This is a genomic window from Bacillus sp. TH13, assembly GCF_016651175.1.
Classification (GTDB): domain Bacteria; phylum Bacillota; class Bacilli; order Bacillales; family Bacillaceae_G; genus Bacillus_A; species Bacillus_A thuringiensis_S.
Genome location: NZ_JAEKEJ010000025.1, coordinates 470,757 through 487,519, shown reverse-complemented (window position 1 = coordinate 487,519; position 16,763 = coordinate 470,757). Strand labels below are relative to the sequence as shown.

Here is a 16,763-nt window from a genome sequence, read left to right as displayed (position 1 = left end):
TACATATTTATGAGAAGTAGAAGAGGATTGCTCATCGTTCTTTCAGGGCCTTCTGGGGTTGGAAAAGGAACGGTTCGTAAAGAGCTGTTTAGCCATGAGGATACACGTTTTCAGTACTCTATTTCAGTAACGACACGTAAGCCGCGTGAAGGTGAAGTAGATGGTGTGGATTATTTCTTTAAAGAAAGAGAAGAATTTGAGGAAATGATTCGTAATGAAAGATTACTTGAGTGGGCTGAGTTCGTAGGTAATTATTACGGAACACCGATTGACTATGTTGAAAAAACATTACAAGAAGGAAAAGATGTATTCTTAGAAATTGAAGTGCAAGGAGCAATTCAAGTTAAGAAAGCTTTCCCAGAAGGTGTATTTATTTTCTTAGCACCTCCGAGTTTATCTGAACTAAAGAGCCGTATTGTTGGCCGTGGTACAGAGACTGAAGATGTTATTGAAAATCGTTTAACTGTAGCGAAAGAAGAAATCGAGATGATGGACGCTTACGACTATGTAGTAGAAAACGATCAAGTTGAATTAGCTTGTGATAGAATTAAAGCGATTGTGGTTGGCGAACATTGCCGCCGCGAAAGGGTAGCAAAATATTATAAAGAAATGACGGAGGGTCTATAATTATGTTAAATCCATCAATTGACTCATTACTACAAAAAATCGATTCTAAATACACACTAGTAACAGTGGCTGCAAAGCGTGCACGTGAAATGCAACTTGCTAATAACTGTGTTGTAGAGCAACCGGTTTCTCATAAGTGTGTAGGTAAAGCGTTAGAAGAAATCGATGCGGAAGTATTAAGCTACGTACCAAGTGAAGATAAAGTAGCTGAATAAGCCTTTGCCTTCGACAAAATAAAACATAGACTTTATAATTTTCTATGTAACGGTAACAACCTATTTACAAGTAGGTTGTTATTTTTTTACGAAAGGAATGAAATATTGGTACTGACGAGCTGGGAATTCTATTTCAGTATTATAAGTTTGAAAAAGAAAGAGGACGAGTCATATGCTAAAAGGGAAAAAGATACTTCTATGTGTAACAGGAGGCATTGCGGTTTTTAAAGCAGCTGCGTTAACGAGTAAATTGACACAATCTGGCGCGATTGTAAAAGTAATGATGAGTGAGTCGGCAATGAAGTTTGTTACGCCTCTTACATTCCAAGCACTTTCTCGCCATGATGTATATACGGATACATTTGATGAGAAAGACTCGGCTGTTATTGCTCATATTGATTTAGCAGATTGGGCGGATATTGTACTTGTCGCACCTGCTACTGCCAATTGTATTGGAAAGTTAGCTGGTGGTATTGCAGATGATATGATTACAACTACTTTGTTAGCTACTACAGCTCCGGTATGGATTGCGCCTGCTATGAATGTGCATATGTATGAAAATAAAATTGTTCAAAAAAATATGATGACATTGAAAACGCTAGGATATACATTTATTGAGCCTGGTGAAGGCTTTTTAGCATGTGGATATGTAGCGAAGGGACGACTAGAAGAACCTGAAGCGATTATTGCACGGTTAGAGGAAGCTTTCTCAGAACACAAACCATTGCAGGGAAAAAGAATATTAATAACTGCTGGCCCAACACGTGAAAAGGTTGATCCAGTTCGTTTTATGACGAATTTTTCTTCTGGAAAAATGGGGTATGCGATTGCAGAAGTGGCGGCGAATCTAGGCGCTGATGTTATACTCGTTTCAGGACCGACAGCATTAAATCCACCGTTACATGTAACGACAGTGCAAGTGGAATCTGCACAAGATATGTTAGAAGCAGTTCTTCAACATTATCAAAACGTAGACGTTGTCATTAAAACAGCAGCAGTTGCAGATTATCGTCCGAAATATGTTCATGATAATAAAATGAAAAAGCAAAATGGTGATGCTGTCATTGAGCTCGAAAGAACGGTGGATATTTTAAAAACGTTAGGTCAGAAAAAGGATAAACAGTTACTTATCGGTTTTGCTGCTGAAACGACAAATGTAGAGGAATATGCAACGAAAAAACTACGTGAGAAAAATGCAGATATGATTGTCGCTAATGATGTAAAAGCGCAAGGAGCTGGCTTTGGCACGGATACGAATATTGTAACGATGTATAGAAAAGATGGAAAAGTTATTGAGTTGCCACTTTTAATGAAAAAAGAGGTAGCTCGTGAAATATTAAAGCAAATTGAAATGATGTTAGAAGATGATCGTTTATGAAATTTGCAAGTGTAATTGTTGATGTACCTGCCCGTCAGACAGATCGACCATTTGATTACATTATCCCTAAAAAATGGGAAGATATTGTACAGACAGGAATGCGGGTAGTAGTTCCGTTTGGGCCAAGAAAATTGCAAGGTTTTATTATTGGGATTAAAGATTCGGTGGATGTAGAAAGTAAGAAGTTAAAGACAATCCATGAAATATTAGATGTAACACCGGTTTTAAATGATGAATTATTAAAACTTGGATATTGGCTTACAAGTGAAACGTTATGCTACATGATTTCAGCTTTTCAAGTGATGCTTCCAACTGCGATAAAAGCAACGTATAAAAAACGTCTACAACTTTGTAAACAGGAAGAAATAGCACCTGAAATACTATATTTATTTCAGGATAAAGAAGCAATTGATTTTGAAATAATCGAGCAACAGCCACATTTATACCGGACTATTCAACAAGAAATTAAAAATGGTACGGTTGAAGTCGTTTATCAAGTGAAAGATAAAGTACAAAAGAAGAAGCAAAGAGTTGTTCAGCTGGAGTTGCCAGAAGATAAATTAGAATTAGCGGCATTTGAACTGAAAAGTAAAAAACAACAAGATGTACTCTATTATTTTGTGGAAAATCATAAAAGTGTACCGTTGAAAGTAATTACAGAAGAGTTACAAATAACAGATGCTCCAATAAAAGCACTTGTTAAAAAGGGATTCATTTCAGAAAAGTATGTGGAAGTATACCGAAATCCGTATGACGATGATGATTTTGAACAAACGAAACCATTTCCACTTACGGAGGAACAAAAACAAGTTATTACACCGATTTTATCATCAATTACAAATGAAACTTATAATCCATTTTTACTATATGGTGTTACAGGAAGTGGAAAGACAGAAGTATATTTACAATCTATAGCAGCAGTGCTCGAGAAAGGAAAAGAAGCTATCGTTCTTGTTCCTGAAATTGCACTAACACCCCAAATGGTGGATCGTTTTAAAGGTAGGTTTGGCTCGCAAGTTGCAGTTCTTCATAGTGCGTTGTCTGTTGGAGAAAAGTATGACGAGTGGCGTAAGATTTTAAGAAAAGAAGTGAAAGTTGTAGTTGGTGCGCGTTCAGCCGTTTTTGCGCCTTTTGAGAATTTAGGGATTATTATTATTGATGAAGAGCATGAATCAAGTTACAAACAAGAAGATAATCCAAGGTATCATGCAAGAGATGTGGCTGTCTGGAGAGGGCAATATCATAAATGTCCTATCGTTCTTGGTAGTGCGACACCAACACTTGAATCGTTTGCAAGGGCGAAAAAAGGTGTTTATGAACTACTAACAATGGAAAAACGTATGAATGAACAAGCTTTACCAACGGTAGAGATTGTTGATATGCGAGAAGAACTTCGTGACGGGAATCGATCAATGTTTTCTAAGGCGCTGCATGAAAAAATAGCAGATCGATTAGAAAAGAAAGAACAGATGGTACTCTTTTTAAATAGAAGAGGTCATTCTACATTTGTTATGTGCCGTGATTGTGGGTATGTTGTACAATGTCCGCATTGTGATATTTCATTGACATATCATAAAATGAATCATCGTTTAAAATGTCATTATTGTAGTTACGAAGAAAATATGCCAACTGAGTGTCCAGCTTGTCAAAGTACATACATTCGTTTCTTTGGTACAGGTACACAAAAGGTAGAAGAAGAAATTACAAAACTATTTCCAGAGGCGCGAGTCATTCGAATGGATGTAGATACGACAAGTCGAAAAGGAATGCATGAAAAATTATTAAAGGCGTTTGGGGAAGAAAAAGCAGATATATTACTTGGAACACAAATGATTGCTAAAGGATTAGATTTTCCGAAAGTAACGCTTGTTGGGGTTTTAACTGCAGATACGATGCTTCACTTACCTGATTTTCGGGCAAGTGAAAAGACATATCAGTTATTGACGCAAGTAAGTGGACGAGCGGGTAGACATGAATTGCCAGGGGAAGTTGTGATTCAAACGTATACGCCAGAACATTACAGTATAGAGTTAGCGAAGAACCAACAATATGATGTGTTTTTTGACCAAGAAATGCAAATGAGACGAACAAGACAATATCCTCCATATTACTATGTTGTACTCGTAACCGTATCTCATCCTGAATTATTAAAAGCGGTACAAGTGACGGAAAAAATTGCCTCGTATTTACGAACGCATTGCTCGCAGCAAACAATGGTGTTAGGACCAGTTGCTTCAGCAATTCCAAGGATAAAAGATAGATATCGTTATCAATGCATGATAAAATACAAACGGGAACCAAACTTAAAGAACGTGCTCAAAATGGTAAATGAACATTATCAAGCAGAAATGCAAAAAGAGCTACAAATCTCAATTGATTTTAATCCAACAATGTTAATGTAGCGGAGGGAAATATGGCAGTTTTAGAAATAGTAAAGCATCCAAATGAAGTGTTAGAAACACCATGCGAAAGAGTAATTAACTTTGATAAAAAGTTAGTGAAATTGTTGAAAGATATGCATGAAACAATGTTAATTGCGGACGGAGTCGGTTTAGCTGCGCCTCAAGTAGGTGTAAGCTTGCAAGTAGCGGTTGTTGATGTCGATGATGATACTGGGAAAATCGAGTTAATCAATCCATCAATATTAGAAAAACGTGGTGAACAAGTAGGTCCCGAAGGATGTTTAAGTTTCCCGGGACTTTATGGTGAAGTAGAACGTGCCGATTATATTAAAGTAAGAGCGCAAAATCGCCGTGGGAAAGTATTTTTATTAGAAGCGGAAGGATTTTTAGCGCGTGCAATTCAACATGAAATCGATCATTTACACGGTGTTTTATTTACATCGAAAGTGACAAGATATTATGAAGAAAACGAACTAGAATAGGTGTTAAAAGGAGCGGTTTTTAAATGATAAAAGTAGTGTTTATGGGAACACCGGACTTTTCAGTGCCGGTGCTTCGTCGTCTTATTGAAGATGGCTATGAGGTAGTAGGTGTTGTGACGCAACCTGATCGTCCAGTAGGTAGAAAAAAAGTATTAACACCTACACCTGTTAAAGTTGAAGCGGAAAAACATGGTATTCCTGTTATACAGCCGTTGAAAATTCGTGAAAAAGATGAATATGAAAAAGTATTGGCATTAGAGCCAGATTTAATTGTAACAGCTGCATTTGGTCAGATTGTACCAAATGAAATTTTAGAAGCACCAAAGTATGGATGTATTAATGTCCACGCTTCTTTACTTCCTGAACTTCGTGGTGGTGCACCAATTCATTATGCAATTATGGAAGGTAAAGAAAAAACAGGTATTACAATTATGTATATGGTAGAAAAATTGGATGCTGGTGATATCTTAACACAAGTGGAAGTGGAAATTGAAGAGCGTGAAACGACAGGCTTATTATTTGATAAATTAAGTGAAGCAGGAGCACACCTTCTATCTAAAACAGTACCTTTATTAATTCAAGGTAAGCTAGAACCGATTAAGCAAAACGAAGAAGAAGTAACGTTTGCGTACAATATAAAACGTGAGCAAGAGAAAATTGATTGGACAAAAACAGGTGAAGAAGTATACAATCACATTCGCGGATTGAGTCCATGGCCAGTTGCTTATACAACTTTAGCAGGACAAGTTGTTAAAGTATGGTGGGGAGAAAAAGTACCTGTAACTGAACCGGCTGAAGCAGGTACGATTGTTGCAATCGAAGAAGATGGTTTTGTTGTAGCGACTAGTAATGAAACAGGTGTTAAAATTACTGAATTGCAACCTTCTGGTAAAAAGCGTATGAGTTGTTCACAATTTTTACGTGGAACAAAACCTGAAATTGGAACGAAGTTAGGAGAAAATGCATGAGACAAAATGTTCGTGAATTAGCTCTTGATGGTTTAATTCAAGTGGAAAAAAGTGGTGCATATAGCAACTTACTTTTAAATAATCTAATTGAAAAAAGTGCAATTGATAGAAAAGATATTGGTTTATTAACTGAAATTGTATATGGAACGATTCAACGTCGTGACACATTGGATTATTATTTACAGCCTTTTTTAAAAAAGAAAGTTGAGGCGTGGGTAAGAGTATTGCTTCGCTTATCTTTATATCAAATGATTTATTTAGACCGAGTGCCAGAAAGAGCGGCTATTCATGAAGCAGTTGAGATTGCAAAGCGTCGCGGGCATAAAGGAATTGCTGGTATGGTGAACGGTGTATTACGTTCGATTCAGAGAGAAGGTGTACCTTCTGTAGATGAAATCAAGGATCCAGTAGAACGTCTTGCAATTGCGACGAGTCATCCAATTTGGCTTGTACAAGAGTGGACTTCTGCATATGGCTTAGAAACTGCAGAGAAAATGTGTGAAGTAAACATGTTACCTCCTGTACCTACAGCACGTGTGAATGTTGATAAGGTAACGGTAGAAGAAGCGATTGAGTTGTTGGCAAGTGAAGGTATAGAAGCAAAACGTGGTGACTTGTCAGATGATGCAATTCAGATTGAAAGAGGAAATGTAGCGCATACAGAAGCGTTTAAAAAAGGATTTCTTTCTATTCAAGATGAAAGTTCTATGCTTGTAGCACGCGCTTTAGAACCAAATGAGGGAGAGGCAGTTCTTGATAGTTGTGCGGCTCCTGGTGGTAAAACTACGCATATAGCTGAGCGTTTAAAGGGAACTGGTAAAGTAATGTCCCTTGATTTACATGCACACAAAGTACGTTTAATTAAACAGCAAGCAGAGCGACTTGGGCTAGAAAATGTCGAAACAAAAGCGCTAGATGCTAGAAAAGTGCAAGAGCACTTTTCAAATGAAACGTTTGATAAAATATTGGTAGATGCACCGTGTTCTGGATTTGGTGTAATTAGACGTAAGCCTGATATTAAGTTAGGAAAAGATAAGGGCGATAGTGAAAGATTATCGACGATTCAACTTGCGATACTAGAAAAAATAGCACCATTATTAAAACAAGGCGGTCGTCTTGTTTATAGTACGTGCACAATTGAGAAAATAGAAAATGAACAAGTAATAGATAAATTTTTAAAAGAACATCCTGAATTTGAATGGGATACCACGATAAAAGAACGTATGCCAGAAAAATTAAGTCCGTATATTAATGAAGGTCAAGTACAAATTTTACCACATTATTTTGCAACGGATGGCTTTTATATTGCTTGTTTAAGGAAGAAGGTGTAGCATCATGGAAACGACTGTAAGAAAACAAAAGAAAAATGTAGAAACGAAGAAACCATCAATTTACTCTTTACAAATTCATGAAATGCAAGATTGGTTAAAGGAACAAGGAGAACCGAAGTTCCGCGCTGGACAAATTTTTGACTGGCTATATAAAAAACGTGTAAAAAATTATGAGGATATGTCAAACCTTTCTAAAGGATTGCGTGATAAATTGTCGAATTCCTTTGATATTACTACTTTAAACACGTTAGTAAAACAAACGTCTTCGGATGGAACGATTAAATTCTTATTCCAATTATATGACGGGTATTCTATTGAAACGGTATTAATGCGACATGAATATGGAAATTCCATTTGTGTAACAACGCAAGTTGGTTGTCGTATTGGATGTACGTTCTGTGCTTCGACGCTTGGTGGACTAAAACGAAACCTAGAAGCTGGAGAAATCGTAGCGCAAGTAGTAGAAGTTCAGCGTGCGCTTGATGAAACGGAAGAACGTGTAAGTTCTCTTGTTGTTATGGGAATTGGAGAACCATTTGATAATTACGATAATTTAATGGGATTCTTACGTATCACTAACCATGAAAAAGGACTTCATATTGGTGCTAGACATATGACTGTTTCGACGAGTGGAATTATCCCGAAAATTTATAAGTTTGCTGAAGAAGATCTACAAATTAATTTTGCGATTTCATTGCATGCTCCGAACTCAGAATTACGTTCAAAATTAATGCCGATTAACCGTGCTTATAAATTACCGGATTTAATGGAAGCTATTAAATACTATGTAAATAGAACAGGGCGCCGTATTACTTTTGAATATGGATTATTTGGAGGAGAAAATGACCAAGTTGAGCACGCTGAAGAGCTTGCTGCGCTCTTAAAAGGTGTAAAATGTCATGTAAACTTAATCCCGGTAAACTACGTACCTGAACGTGATTATGTACGTACACCACGTGAGCAAATTTTCTTGTTCGAGAAAACGTTAAAAGATCGTGGAGTGAATGTAACGATTCGCCGTGAACAAGGTCATGATATTGATGCAGCCTGCGGTCAGTTGCGTGCGAAGGAGCGCAAAGAAGAGACGAGGTGACGAGATGAAAGCCGTATTTCTATCGGATAAAGGAAAAGTTCGTCAACATAATGAAGATAGTGCAGGAGTTTTTCACAATTTAGATGGAAATGTTTTAGCGGTAGTCGCAGATGGAATGGGAGGTCATCGAGCTGGTGATGTAGCTAGCTCGATGACCATCCAATTATTCCATGATTATTGGAAGCAAACGCATAATATGAATGAACCGAAAAAAGTAGAACAATGGTTACATACTAGTGTTGGGATTATTAATGAGCGTATATATGAATACGCTCAGCAAAATGTAGAATGTAATGGTATGGGAACAACGCTTATAATAGCTGTTTGTACACCAAGTTTTGTGACAATAGGGCATATAGGAGATAGTCGTTGCTATATGGTATCAGAAGGAGAAATGACGCTTGTAACGGAAGATCATTCGCTTGTAAATGAGCTTGTGAGACATGGTGAAATTTCAAAGGAAGATGCAGAGTATCATCCGAAAAAGAATGTGTTATTAAGAGCATTAGGAACAGAAGAAAAAGTTGGATTAGATGTAAAAACGTTGGTGCTTGAGGAAGATGATCAGTTGCTTCTTTGCTCTGATGGGTTATCAAACAAAGTTTCTATAGGTGATATGCAACAAATTTTACAGTTAAATGAACAGCTTGAAGGTAAAGGGCAGCGTCTCATTCAATTGGCGAATGATCGCGGTGGAGAAGATAATATCACACTTGTTCTTATTGATTATGCGGGTTCGACAAACGAAAGTAGGTGAAGTGCAACGTGCTGATTGGAAAACGCTTAAATGACCGTTATAAGCTGCTGAAAATGATTGGTGGTGGCGGAATGGCCAATGTATATTTAGCTCATGATGATATACTTGGCCGAGATGTAGCGGTAAAAATATTAAGACTCGACTACTCAAATAACGAAGAGTTTATTAAACGTTTCCATCGAGAAGCGCAGTCTGTTACAACGTTGTCGCATCCAAATATTGTGAATATGTATGATGTCGGAGAAGAAGATGGTATATATTATCTTGTCATGGAATATGTACCTGGGCAAACATTGAAGCAATACATAATTGAGCGAGGTATGTTACCTATAGGAGAAGCTCTTGATATTATGGAGCAGTTAACATCCGCCATGGCACACGCCCATCATTTTGAAATTGTGCATCGTGATATAAAGCCGCACAATATTTTAATTCGAGCTGATGGAATAATAAAAGTAACAGATTTTGGAATTGCGACAGCTACAAGTGCAACAACAATTACACATACAAATTCAGTACTCGGTTCAGTCCATTATTTATCACCAGAACAGGCACGTGGCGGGATAGCAAATAAACAATCGGATATTTATTCTCTTGGAATAGTTATGTTTGAATTGTTAACAGGAAGACAACCGTTTTCTGGCGAATCTGCTGTTGCTATAGCTTTAAAACATTTACAAAGTGAAATCCCATCACCAAAAAGATGGAATGAAAATATTCCGCAAAGTGTTGAAAATATTATATTAAAGGCAACTGCAAAAGATCCGTTCCATCGATATCAGTCTGCCAATGCGATGAAGCGAGATATTGAAACTGCGTTATATCCAGAGAGGATAAATGAGCAACCATTTTACATACCGGAAGATATGGAAGCGACGAAAGCGATTCCGATTATTCAACAAGAACAATTATTCGCAAATGTAAGTGATGAAACGATTGTTTTAAAAGGGAGTAAGGTGGAGGAACCGATAAGAGCAGAAGCACCTGAGTTAGATAAGAAGAAAAAACGGGGTAACAAGTGGCTTAAAGTTTTAATTTCAACATTTTTATTTTTAGCAATAGGAATAACATTAGCGCTTACGGTTATTCCAGGATTATTTATTCCGAAAGATGTGAAAGTTCCTGACGTGGCTGGTATGAAATATACGACAGCTGTAAATACATTAGTAGAAAAGGGCTTTGAGGTGACGGAGCCTAATATTGTATATACAGATGATGTTGAGGTTGGGGATGTAATAAAAACGGATCCTGTAGCAGGAAGAGTCGTAAAAGAAAACGCTAAAATTACTATCTATCAATCAGGTGGAAAAAAGAAAAGTAAGATGGCGAATTTCACAGGGCAAAACTTTGAGAGTGTAAAGGCTGAGTTAGAAGAAAAATATAAACAAGTTACAGTAAATTATATTGAAAATGATAAGCCGAAAGGTGAAATCGTAGAGCAAATCCCGACGCCTGATCAAATGGTTATAGAAGCGGAGCAAGAACTGAAAATCTGGGTAAGTAAAGGTCCTTATCAAATTAGACCAGGTGATTTTTCGGGGTGGACCGAAAATAGTGTAACTGGTTATTTGAATGAGAGAAAACTAACTTCGGATATAAAACGAGAGCATTCAGATACAGTTGAAAAAGGACTTGTAATTTCTCAATTTCCAAAGCCAGGTACACCATTAAAAGAGGGAGATAAAGTAACTATTATTATCTCTGATGGTCCAAAGCCTAAAGTGACTAAAACGGTAAAAGTGGACAATATTTCTATCCCATATGAGCCTGCTGTAACAGGTGAGAAAAAGCCGCAAACAATAGAAATTTATAAAGAAGATATGCAGCAAAAAATGGATAGACCAATTGAAACGAGAACAATTACTGAATCAGCGACTATTTCTTTAGAATTTGTAATTCAAGAAGGTTCAAAAGGACACTATAAAATTGTACGAGATGGAGTCACGATTATTGACAAAGAAGTACCATATCCAACTCAATAATAGTGAAAATCTACTTATTATTATTGCCTGTTATGCTGTCTACAAAGTGGACGGTATAGCAGGCAAAAATATATGATTCAAAAAGCTAGTAAAGTGATGCAGCTGTAAATATTTTTTTGCATTTAATGGAAGATTTAATGTATATTAGCGAAAGTATATAGGGTAGGTTTTGAAATCGTTATTTGAAAAATTTAAATCCATTCATTTTTAAATTCAGCATCACCTTATACAAAAAAGGAGAATTCTATGCCAGAAGGAAAAATTATAAAAGCTTTAAGTGGGTTTTATTACGTGCAGCATGAAGAAGGGGTTACGCAGTGCCGTGGGCGAGGTGTATTTAGAAAAAATAAAATTACACCACTTGTAGGAGACCAAGTTGTTTTTCAGGCAGATAATCCAACTGAAGGTTATGTGCTTGAAGTGTTTGATCGAAAAAATGAACTTGTTAGACCTCCTATTGCTAATGTTGATCAAGCGATCCTCGTGTTCTCTGCAGTAGAACCAGATTTTAATCCTGGACTGTTAGATCGATTTTTAGTGCTGATTGAATATCATAACATTAAGCCGATTATTTGTATTAGCAAGATGGATTTAGTGGATGAAAAGATGAAAGCAACTGTTGAAGCTTATGCGGAAGATTATCGTGAGATGGGTTATGATGTGTTATTTACTTCTATCAATACGTCAGAAAGTATTGATATATTAAAACCATACTTAGAAAATTGTGTTTCTGTCGTTGCAGGTCAATCTGGTGTTGGGAAATCTTCAATGCTTAATGTGTTACGTCCAGAATTAGAACTGAAAACAAATGATATTTCCTCACATTTAGGGCGCGGGAAGCATACGACAAGGCACGTAGAATTAATTGCAATTGGGAGTGGGCTAGTTGCAGATACACCTGGCTTTAGTTCGCTAGATTTCATAGATATAGAAGTAGAAGATCTTACATATTGTTTTCCAGAGTTGAAAGAAGCGAGTCAATACTGTAAATTTAGAGGGTGTACACATCTTTCTGAACCGAAATGTGCTGTGAAAGCTGCGGTTGAAGAAGGGAAGATTACAGAATATCGTTATAAGAACTATAAACAATTCGTAGAAGAAATTAGAGAGAGAAAGCCGAGGTATTAGTTATGATTAAAATTGCACCATCGATTTTATCAGCAGATTTTTCAAAATTAGGGGAAGAGATTAAAGATGTAGAAAAGGGCGGAGCGGATTACATTCACGTTGATGTAATGGATGGACATTTCGTACCAAATATTACGATTGGACCGTTAATTGTAGAAGCTATCCGTCCGATTACATCATTACCATTAGATGTACATTTAATGATTGAAAATCCTGATAACTATATCCCGACTTTCGCACAAGCGGGAGCAGATATTATTACTGTTCATGTAGAGGCGTGTCCGCATCTACATCGTACAATTCAGTTAATTAAATCTCATGGCATTAAAGCGGGCGTTGTATTAAATCCGCATACGCCAGTTTCAGTGATTGAGCATGTACTAGAAGATATAGATATGGTATTACTTATGACAGTAAACCCTGGATTTGGTGGACAGAAGTTTATCCATTCTGTATTACCGAAAATTAAACAAGTTGCAGACATGGTAAAAGAGCGCAATCTAGAGGTAGAAATAGAAGTTGATGGTGGTGTAAATGCTGAAACAGCAAGACTTTGTGTGGAAGCTGGAGCAAATGTACTTGTAGCTGGGTCAGCAGTATACAATCAAAAAGACCGCGGTGAAGCAATTCGCGTAATTCGTGGGTAGTGATGAACTTTTATCCTAGTAAGGTATTTATAGGATAGGGTAAAAATATGTAAAAAGGCAATCTACCGAATGGCAGATTGCCTTTTTACAATGGAAGGGGAAGAAAAAATGATTATTCATATTTTAGCAGGAGGACCTTCGGAATATTGCGCAGATTTTGCTCGATATGAGAATGAGGAAGTAGTGTGGGCAGCGGTTGATAGGGGAGTATACCGTCTATTAAAGAAAGGGATTACCCCGGCTGTTGCGTTTGGAGATTACGATTCAGTTACTGAAGAAGAATTAGTATGGATGGGAAAGCAAACGAACGAATTACATATTGTTCCGCGGGAAAAAGATCAAACGGATTTAGAAATTGCAATCAACTGGGCATTAGAACAGAAGCCGGCACTAATTCGTATTTTTGGTGCTACTGGTGGAAGGCTTGATCACGGTTTGGCAAATATACAGATGCTTTTAAAAGGGTTAGAAGTAGAGATAGAAATGTGTATTGTGGACAATAAAAATGAAATAACAGTTAAAAAAGTGGGTACACATATAATTGAAGAAAATAAAAATTTTCCTTATGTATCTTTTGTACCAGTTACTGAAATAGTGGAAGGGATTACATTGTTTGGTTTTAAGTATCCTCTTACTAATAAAACAATAGAGTGGGGATCAACACTTTGTATTAGTAACGAACTCGTTGAGGAAAAAGGTACTTTTTCATTTACTTCTGGCATATTAATGTTGATAAGAAGCACTGATTGAAGAAACAATTTTGCTCCTTACATCATATAGTGACCAAGTGGAGTAATGGGGATTAGGAGGGAAACCATGAGATTTTATACAATTAAGTTACCTAAATTTCTTGGTGGAATTGTTCGTGCAATGTTAAATACCTTCAAAAAAGATTAAAAAAGCACCTATCACCGGTGCTTTTTCCATTGTTATAGTAAAAAAAGAGCCTATCGGCTCTTTTTTTTATTATTAAACACGTTCGATTTTGCCAGATTTTAATGCTCTAGCAGAAACGTAAACACGTTGAACTTTTCCGTCGATGCGTACGCGAACTTTTTGAAGGTTAGCGCCCCACTTACGTTTTGTAGCGTTCATTGCGTGAGAACGAGAGTTACCAGAACGAGCTTTTCTTCCAGTAATAGCACAAACACGAGCCATTTATATTTCCCTCCCTTGATACCTTACCATACGTAATTTTTCAATGTTAGTCTTTTATGCGATGCTAAAAACACTACTATAATTTAACACAACTAAAAAGAGAATGCAACACCGTAGAAAAAAGAAATCAAGAAAATTTACTTGACACTATATGTCAATGAAGAAAAGTTGAAATCCACAAAAATTGCTTGACATATTATAGTGGTACATGTTGTATAATAACAATGGACTATTTTGCTCATCATAAAAAAGTGTAATTTAAAACATAAAATATGAGAGTGAAAAGAAAGAACGATGGAATTTTCTTTAAAAAGATTATATGATAGTAACTAAAGTAGTCTAGCTCACTTTCACCATTTATGAAGGGGGAAACGAGATGTCAATTGAAATTAAAACGAAGTACGGTCAAATTGATATTAGTACAGATGTAATTGCAACAATTGCTGGAGGTGCCGCGGTAGATTGCTACGGTATCGTAGGTATGGCATCAAAAAATCAGTTAAAAGATGGATTAACAGACATTTTACGAAAAGAAAACTTCACTAGAGGTGTTATTGTTCGTAAAGATGAAAATGAAGTACATATTGATATGTATATTATTGTGAGCTATGGTACGAAAATTTCAGAAGTGGCACATAATGTGCAAACGAAAGTGAAATATACATTAGATCAAACTGTAGGACTAGCAGTAGATTCTGTAAACATCTACGTACAAGGAGTTAAAGTAATAAACTTGTAATGTGCATTAAGGAGGAAAATCTGTGTCAATTCAAAAAATTGATGGAAAACGTTTATCACAAATGATCATGCAAGGAGCGAATAATTTAACAAACAATGTTCAGCTTGTTGATGCATTAAACGTATTTCCAGTTCCAGATGGCGATACCGGTACAAACATGAACTTATCTATGACTTCAGGTGCGCGTGAAGTGAAAGCAAACCCTTCACAGCATGCTGGTAAAGTCGGTGTAAGTTTAGCCAAAGGATTATTAATGGGAGCTCGTGGTAACTCTGGAGTTATTCTATCTCAGTTGTTCCGTGGTTTTTCTAAATCCATTGAACAAAAAGAAGAGTTAACAACAGTTGATTTTGCTGCAGCACTAGAAGCTGGAGTAGAGGCGGCTTATAAAGCGGTTATGAAACCGATTGAAGGAACGATTTTAACGGTTGCAAGAGAGACGGGTAAATATGCAGTAACAGTTGCGAAAAAACAGCGCGACTTTGTTTTGTTTATGGAAGACGTTGTGAAAGAAGCAAACGCATCGTTAAATCGTACGCCAGATTTATTACCTGTATTAAAACAAGTTGGCGTTGTAGATAGCGGTGGTAAAGGTCTTGTAGTGGTATACGAAGGATTTTTAGCTGACTTAAAAGGAGAAACGATTTCTTCTGATGCACCGACGCAACCATCTATGAATGAGATGGTACGCGCAGAACATCACCGTAGTGTACAAAGCCAATTGAGTACAGAAGATATTAAGTATGGATATTGTACGGAGTTCATGGTGAAATTAGAGGCTGAAAAGGTGAAAGAGCATAATTTCTCTGAACAAAAATTCCGTGAAGATATTAGTGTATATGGTGATTCTCTACTAGTTGTGTCTGATGATGAAATTGTAAAAGTTCATATCCACGCAGAACATCCTGGAGACGCTATGAACTACGGGCAAAAATACGGTAGTTTAATTAAGATAAAAGTAGAAAATATGCGTGAACAGCATACTGCTTTATTAGATGAACCTACTATGGTTCCTGAACAACCAGCTCAATCGAAAGAAAAACAACCATATGGTATCGTAACTGTAGCTATGGGGTCTGGTATTAAAACTTTATTTGAGAGCATCGGCGCAACGAAAGTTATCGAAGGTGGTCAAACGATGAATCCAAGTACGGAGGATATCGTGAAGGCAATTGAAGAAGCGAATGCTGAAAAAATCATTATTTTACCGAATAACGGAAATATTGTAATGGCAGCAGAACAAGCGGCATCAGTTGTAGATCAAGAAGTTATTGTTGTTCGTTCGAAAACGGTTCCTCAAGGTATGGCGGCAATGTTAGCATTTAATCCAGTTGGAACGTTAGAAGAGAATGAAGAAAACATGCAAGAAGCTTTATCTCATGTGAAAACAGGTCAAATTACGTATGCTGTACGTGATACGGAAATTGATGGTGTAGCAATTCAAAAAGACGACTTCATGTGTATTGCAGATGGGAAAATTGTATCTACAAATGCTGAAAAAGTAGGAGCTGCGAAGCAATTACTAGAAACGCTTATTGATGAAGATTCTGAAATCGTAACGATTCTACAAGGTGAAGATGCAACTGACGAAGAAGTAGCTGAGCTAGTTGAATTTGTAGAAGAGAAATTTGAAGATGCAGAAGTAGAAGTGCATGCTGGAAACCAACCAGTGTATTCTTTCATCTTCTCTGTAGAATAAGATAAGATTCGTTTTGAAAATAAATGAATTACTTACTTGCTAATGGATAAGAAGTAGTAATATGAAGTTTATTACTAGTTTTTATTCAAAAGGCTAGCATATTGAAGAGAGAAAAGAGCCTTGCTGCTAATAGTGAGGCTCTTTTTTACTTGTTTTA

At 36.7% G+C, this 16,763-nt stretch carries 17 protein-coding genes; 16 read left to right on the top strand and 1 reads right to left on the bottom strand.

Annotated features, from left to right (window positions below):
- Window positions 1–9 precede the first annotated feature (9 nt).
- The 14 genes from gmk to spoVM all read left to right on the top strand — a co-directional run bounded on the left by gmk (window position 10) and on the right by spoVM (window position 13,907).
- Complete coding sequence (gene gmk / locus JFU02_RS10650) at window positions 10–627, top strand: guanylate kinase (protein WP_001257742.1); 618 nt, start codon at window positions 10–12, stop codon at window positions 625–627.
- 2 nt (window positions 628–629) lie between these two features.
- Window positions 630–842: a DNA-directed RNA polymerase subunit omega gene (gene rpoZ, locus JFU02_RS10645; RefSeq protein ID WP_000933962.1), complete on the top strand. Its 213-nt coding sequence runs from the start codon at window positions 630–632 to the stop codon at window positions 840–842.
- A gap of 172 nt (window positions 843–1,014) precedes the next feature.
- Window positions 1,015–2,220 (top strand): bifunctional phosphopantothenoylcysteine decarboxylase/phosphopantothenate--cysteine ligase CoaBC, encoded by a 1,206-nt coding sequence (gene coaBC, locus JFU02_RS10640; protein ID WP_000911743.1) that lies wholly within the window; start codon window positions 1,015–1,017, stop codon window positions 2,218–2,220.
- The gene (gene priA / locus JFU02_RS10635) at window positions 2,217–4,622 is read left to right on the top strand and encodes a primosomal protein N' (protein ID WP_061666369.1); all 2,406 of its coding nucleotides are present in this window, start codon (window positions 2,217–2,219) and stop codon (window positions 4,620–4,622) included. Before coaBC ends, priA begins: the two co-directional genes overlap by 4 nt.
- 11 nt (window positions 4,623–4,633) lie before the next feature.
- The gene (gene def / locus JFU02_RS10630; protein ID WP_000279470.1) at window positions 4,634–5,104 is read left to right on the top strand and encodes a peptide deformylase; all 471 of its coding nucleotides are present in this window, start codon (window positions 4,634–4,636) and stop codon (window positions 5,102–5,104) included.
- 23 nt (window positions 5,105–5,127) lie between these two features.
- Window positions 5,128–6,072 (top strand): methionyl-tRNA formyltransferase, encoded by a 945-nt coding sequence (gene fmt, locus JFU02_RS10625; RefSeq protein WP_201071017.1) that lies wholly within the window; start codon window positions 5,128–5,130, stop codon window positions 6,070–6,072.
- Window positions 6,069–7,403, top strand: a complete 1,335-nt coding sequence (rsmB, locus tag JFU02_RS10620) for a 16S rRNA (cytosine(967)-C(5))-methyltransferase RsmB (protein WP_098516543.1) — start codon at window positions 6,069–6,071, stop codon at window positions 7,401–7,403. The genes fmt and rsmB overlap by 4 nt, the downstream gene beginning before the upstream one ends.
- A gap of 4 nt (window positions 7,404–7,407) precedes the next feature.
- A complete protein-coding gene (gene rlmN / locus JFU02_RS10615) occupies window positions 7,408–8,496 on the top strand; it encodes a dual-specificity RNA methyltransferase RlmN (RefSeq protein WP_000450547.1) in 1,089 nt (362 codons plus the stop codon).
- 4 nt (window positions 8,497–8,500) lie between these two features.
- Window positions 8,501–9,253, top strand: coding sequence for a Stp1/IreP family PP2C-type Ser/Thr phosphatase (locus JFU02_RS10610; RefSeq protein WP_000648711.1), 753 nt, complete (start codon window positions 8,501–8,503; stop codon window positions 9,251–9,253).
- 8 nt (window positions 9,254–9,261) lie between these two features.
- Window positions 9,262–11,235: a Stk1 family PASTA domain-containing Ser/Thr kinase gene (pknB, locus tag JFU02_RS10605; RefSeq protein ID WP_086407621.1), complete on the top strand. Its 1,974-nt coding sequence runs from the start codon at window positions 9,262–9,264 to the stop codon at window positions 11,233–11,235.
- A 246-nt stretch (window positions 11,236–11,481) separates the two neighbouring features.
- A complete protein-coding gene (gene rsgA, locus JFU02_RS10600; RefSeq protein WP_001113931.1) occupies window positions 11,482–12,363 on the top strand; it encodes a ribosome small subunit-dependent GTPase A in 882 nt (293 codons plus the stop codon).
- Window positions 12,364–12,365: 2 nt separating this feature from the next.
- Window positions 12,366–13,010 carry a ribulose-phosphate 3-epimerase gene (gene rpe / locus JFU02_RS10595; protein WP_000589974.1) on the top strand — a complete coding sequence of 215 codons (645 nt, stop codon included), beginning with the start codon at window positions 12,366–12,368 and terminating at the stop codon, window positions 13,008–13,010.
- Window positions 13,011–13,079: 69 nt separating this feature from the next.
- Window positions 13,080–13,760, top strand: coding sequence for a thiamine diphosphokinase (locus JFU02_RS10590; protein WP_141526892.1), 681 nt, complete (start codon window positions 13,080–13,082; stop codon window positions 13,758–13,760).
- 66 nt (window positions 13,761–13,826) lie between these two features.
- Window positions 13,827–13,907 carry a stage V sporulation protein SpoVM gene (spoVM, locus tag JFU02_RS10585; protein ID WP_001213599.1) on the top strand — a complete coding sequence of 27 codons (81 nt, stop codon included), beginning with the start codon at window positions 13,827–13,829 and terminating at the stop codon, window positions 13,905–13,907.
- A gap of 72 nt (window positions 13,908–13,979) precedes the next feature.
- Here the strand turns inward: spoVM and rpmB are convergent, their stop codons facing one another.
- Window positions 13,980–14,168, bottom strand: coding sequence for a 50S ribosomal protein L28 (gene rpmB, locus JFU02_RS10580; protein ID WP_000124776.1), 189 nt, complete (start codon window positions 14,166–14,168; stop codon window positions 13,980–13,982).
- 376 nt (window positions 14,169–14,544) lie between these two features.
- Here rpmB and JFU02_RS10575 point away from each other — a divergent pair, with 376 nt between their 5' ends.
- Entirely contained in the window at window positions 14,545–14,907 is a 363-nt protein-coding gene (locus tag JFU02_RS10575) for an Asp23/Gls24 family envelope stress response protein (RefSeq protein WP_000021110.1), read from the top strand.
- Between the two features lie 22 nt (window positions 14,908–14,929).
- Window positions 14,930–16,606 (top strand): DAK2 domain-containing protein, encoded by a 1,677-nt coding sequence (locus tag JFU02_RS10570; RefSeq protein WP_086407619.1) that lies wholly within the window; start codon window positions 14,930–14,932, stop codon window positions 16,604–16,606.
- Window positions 16,607–16,763: the final 157 nt, after the last annotated feature.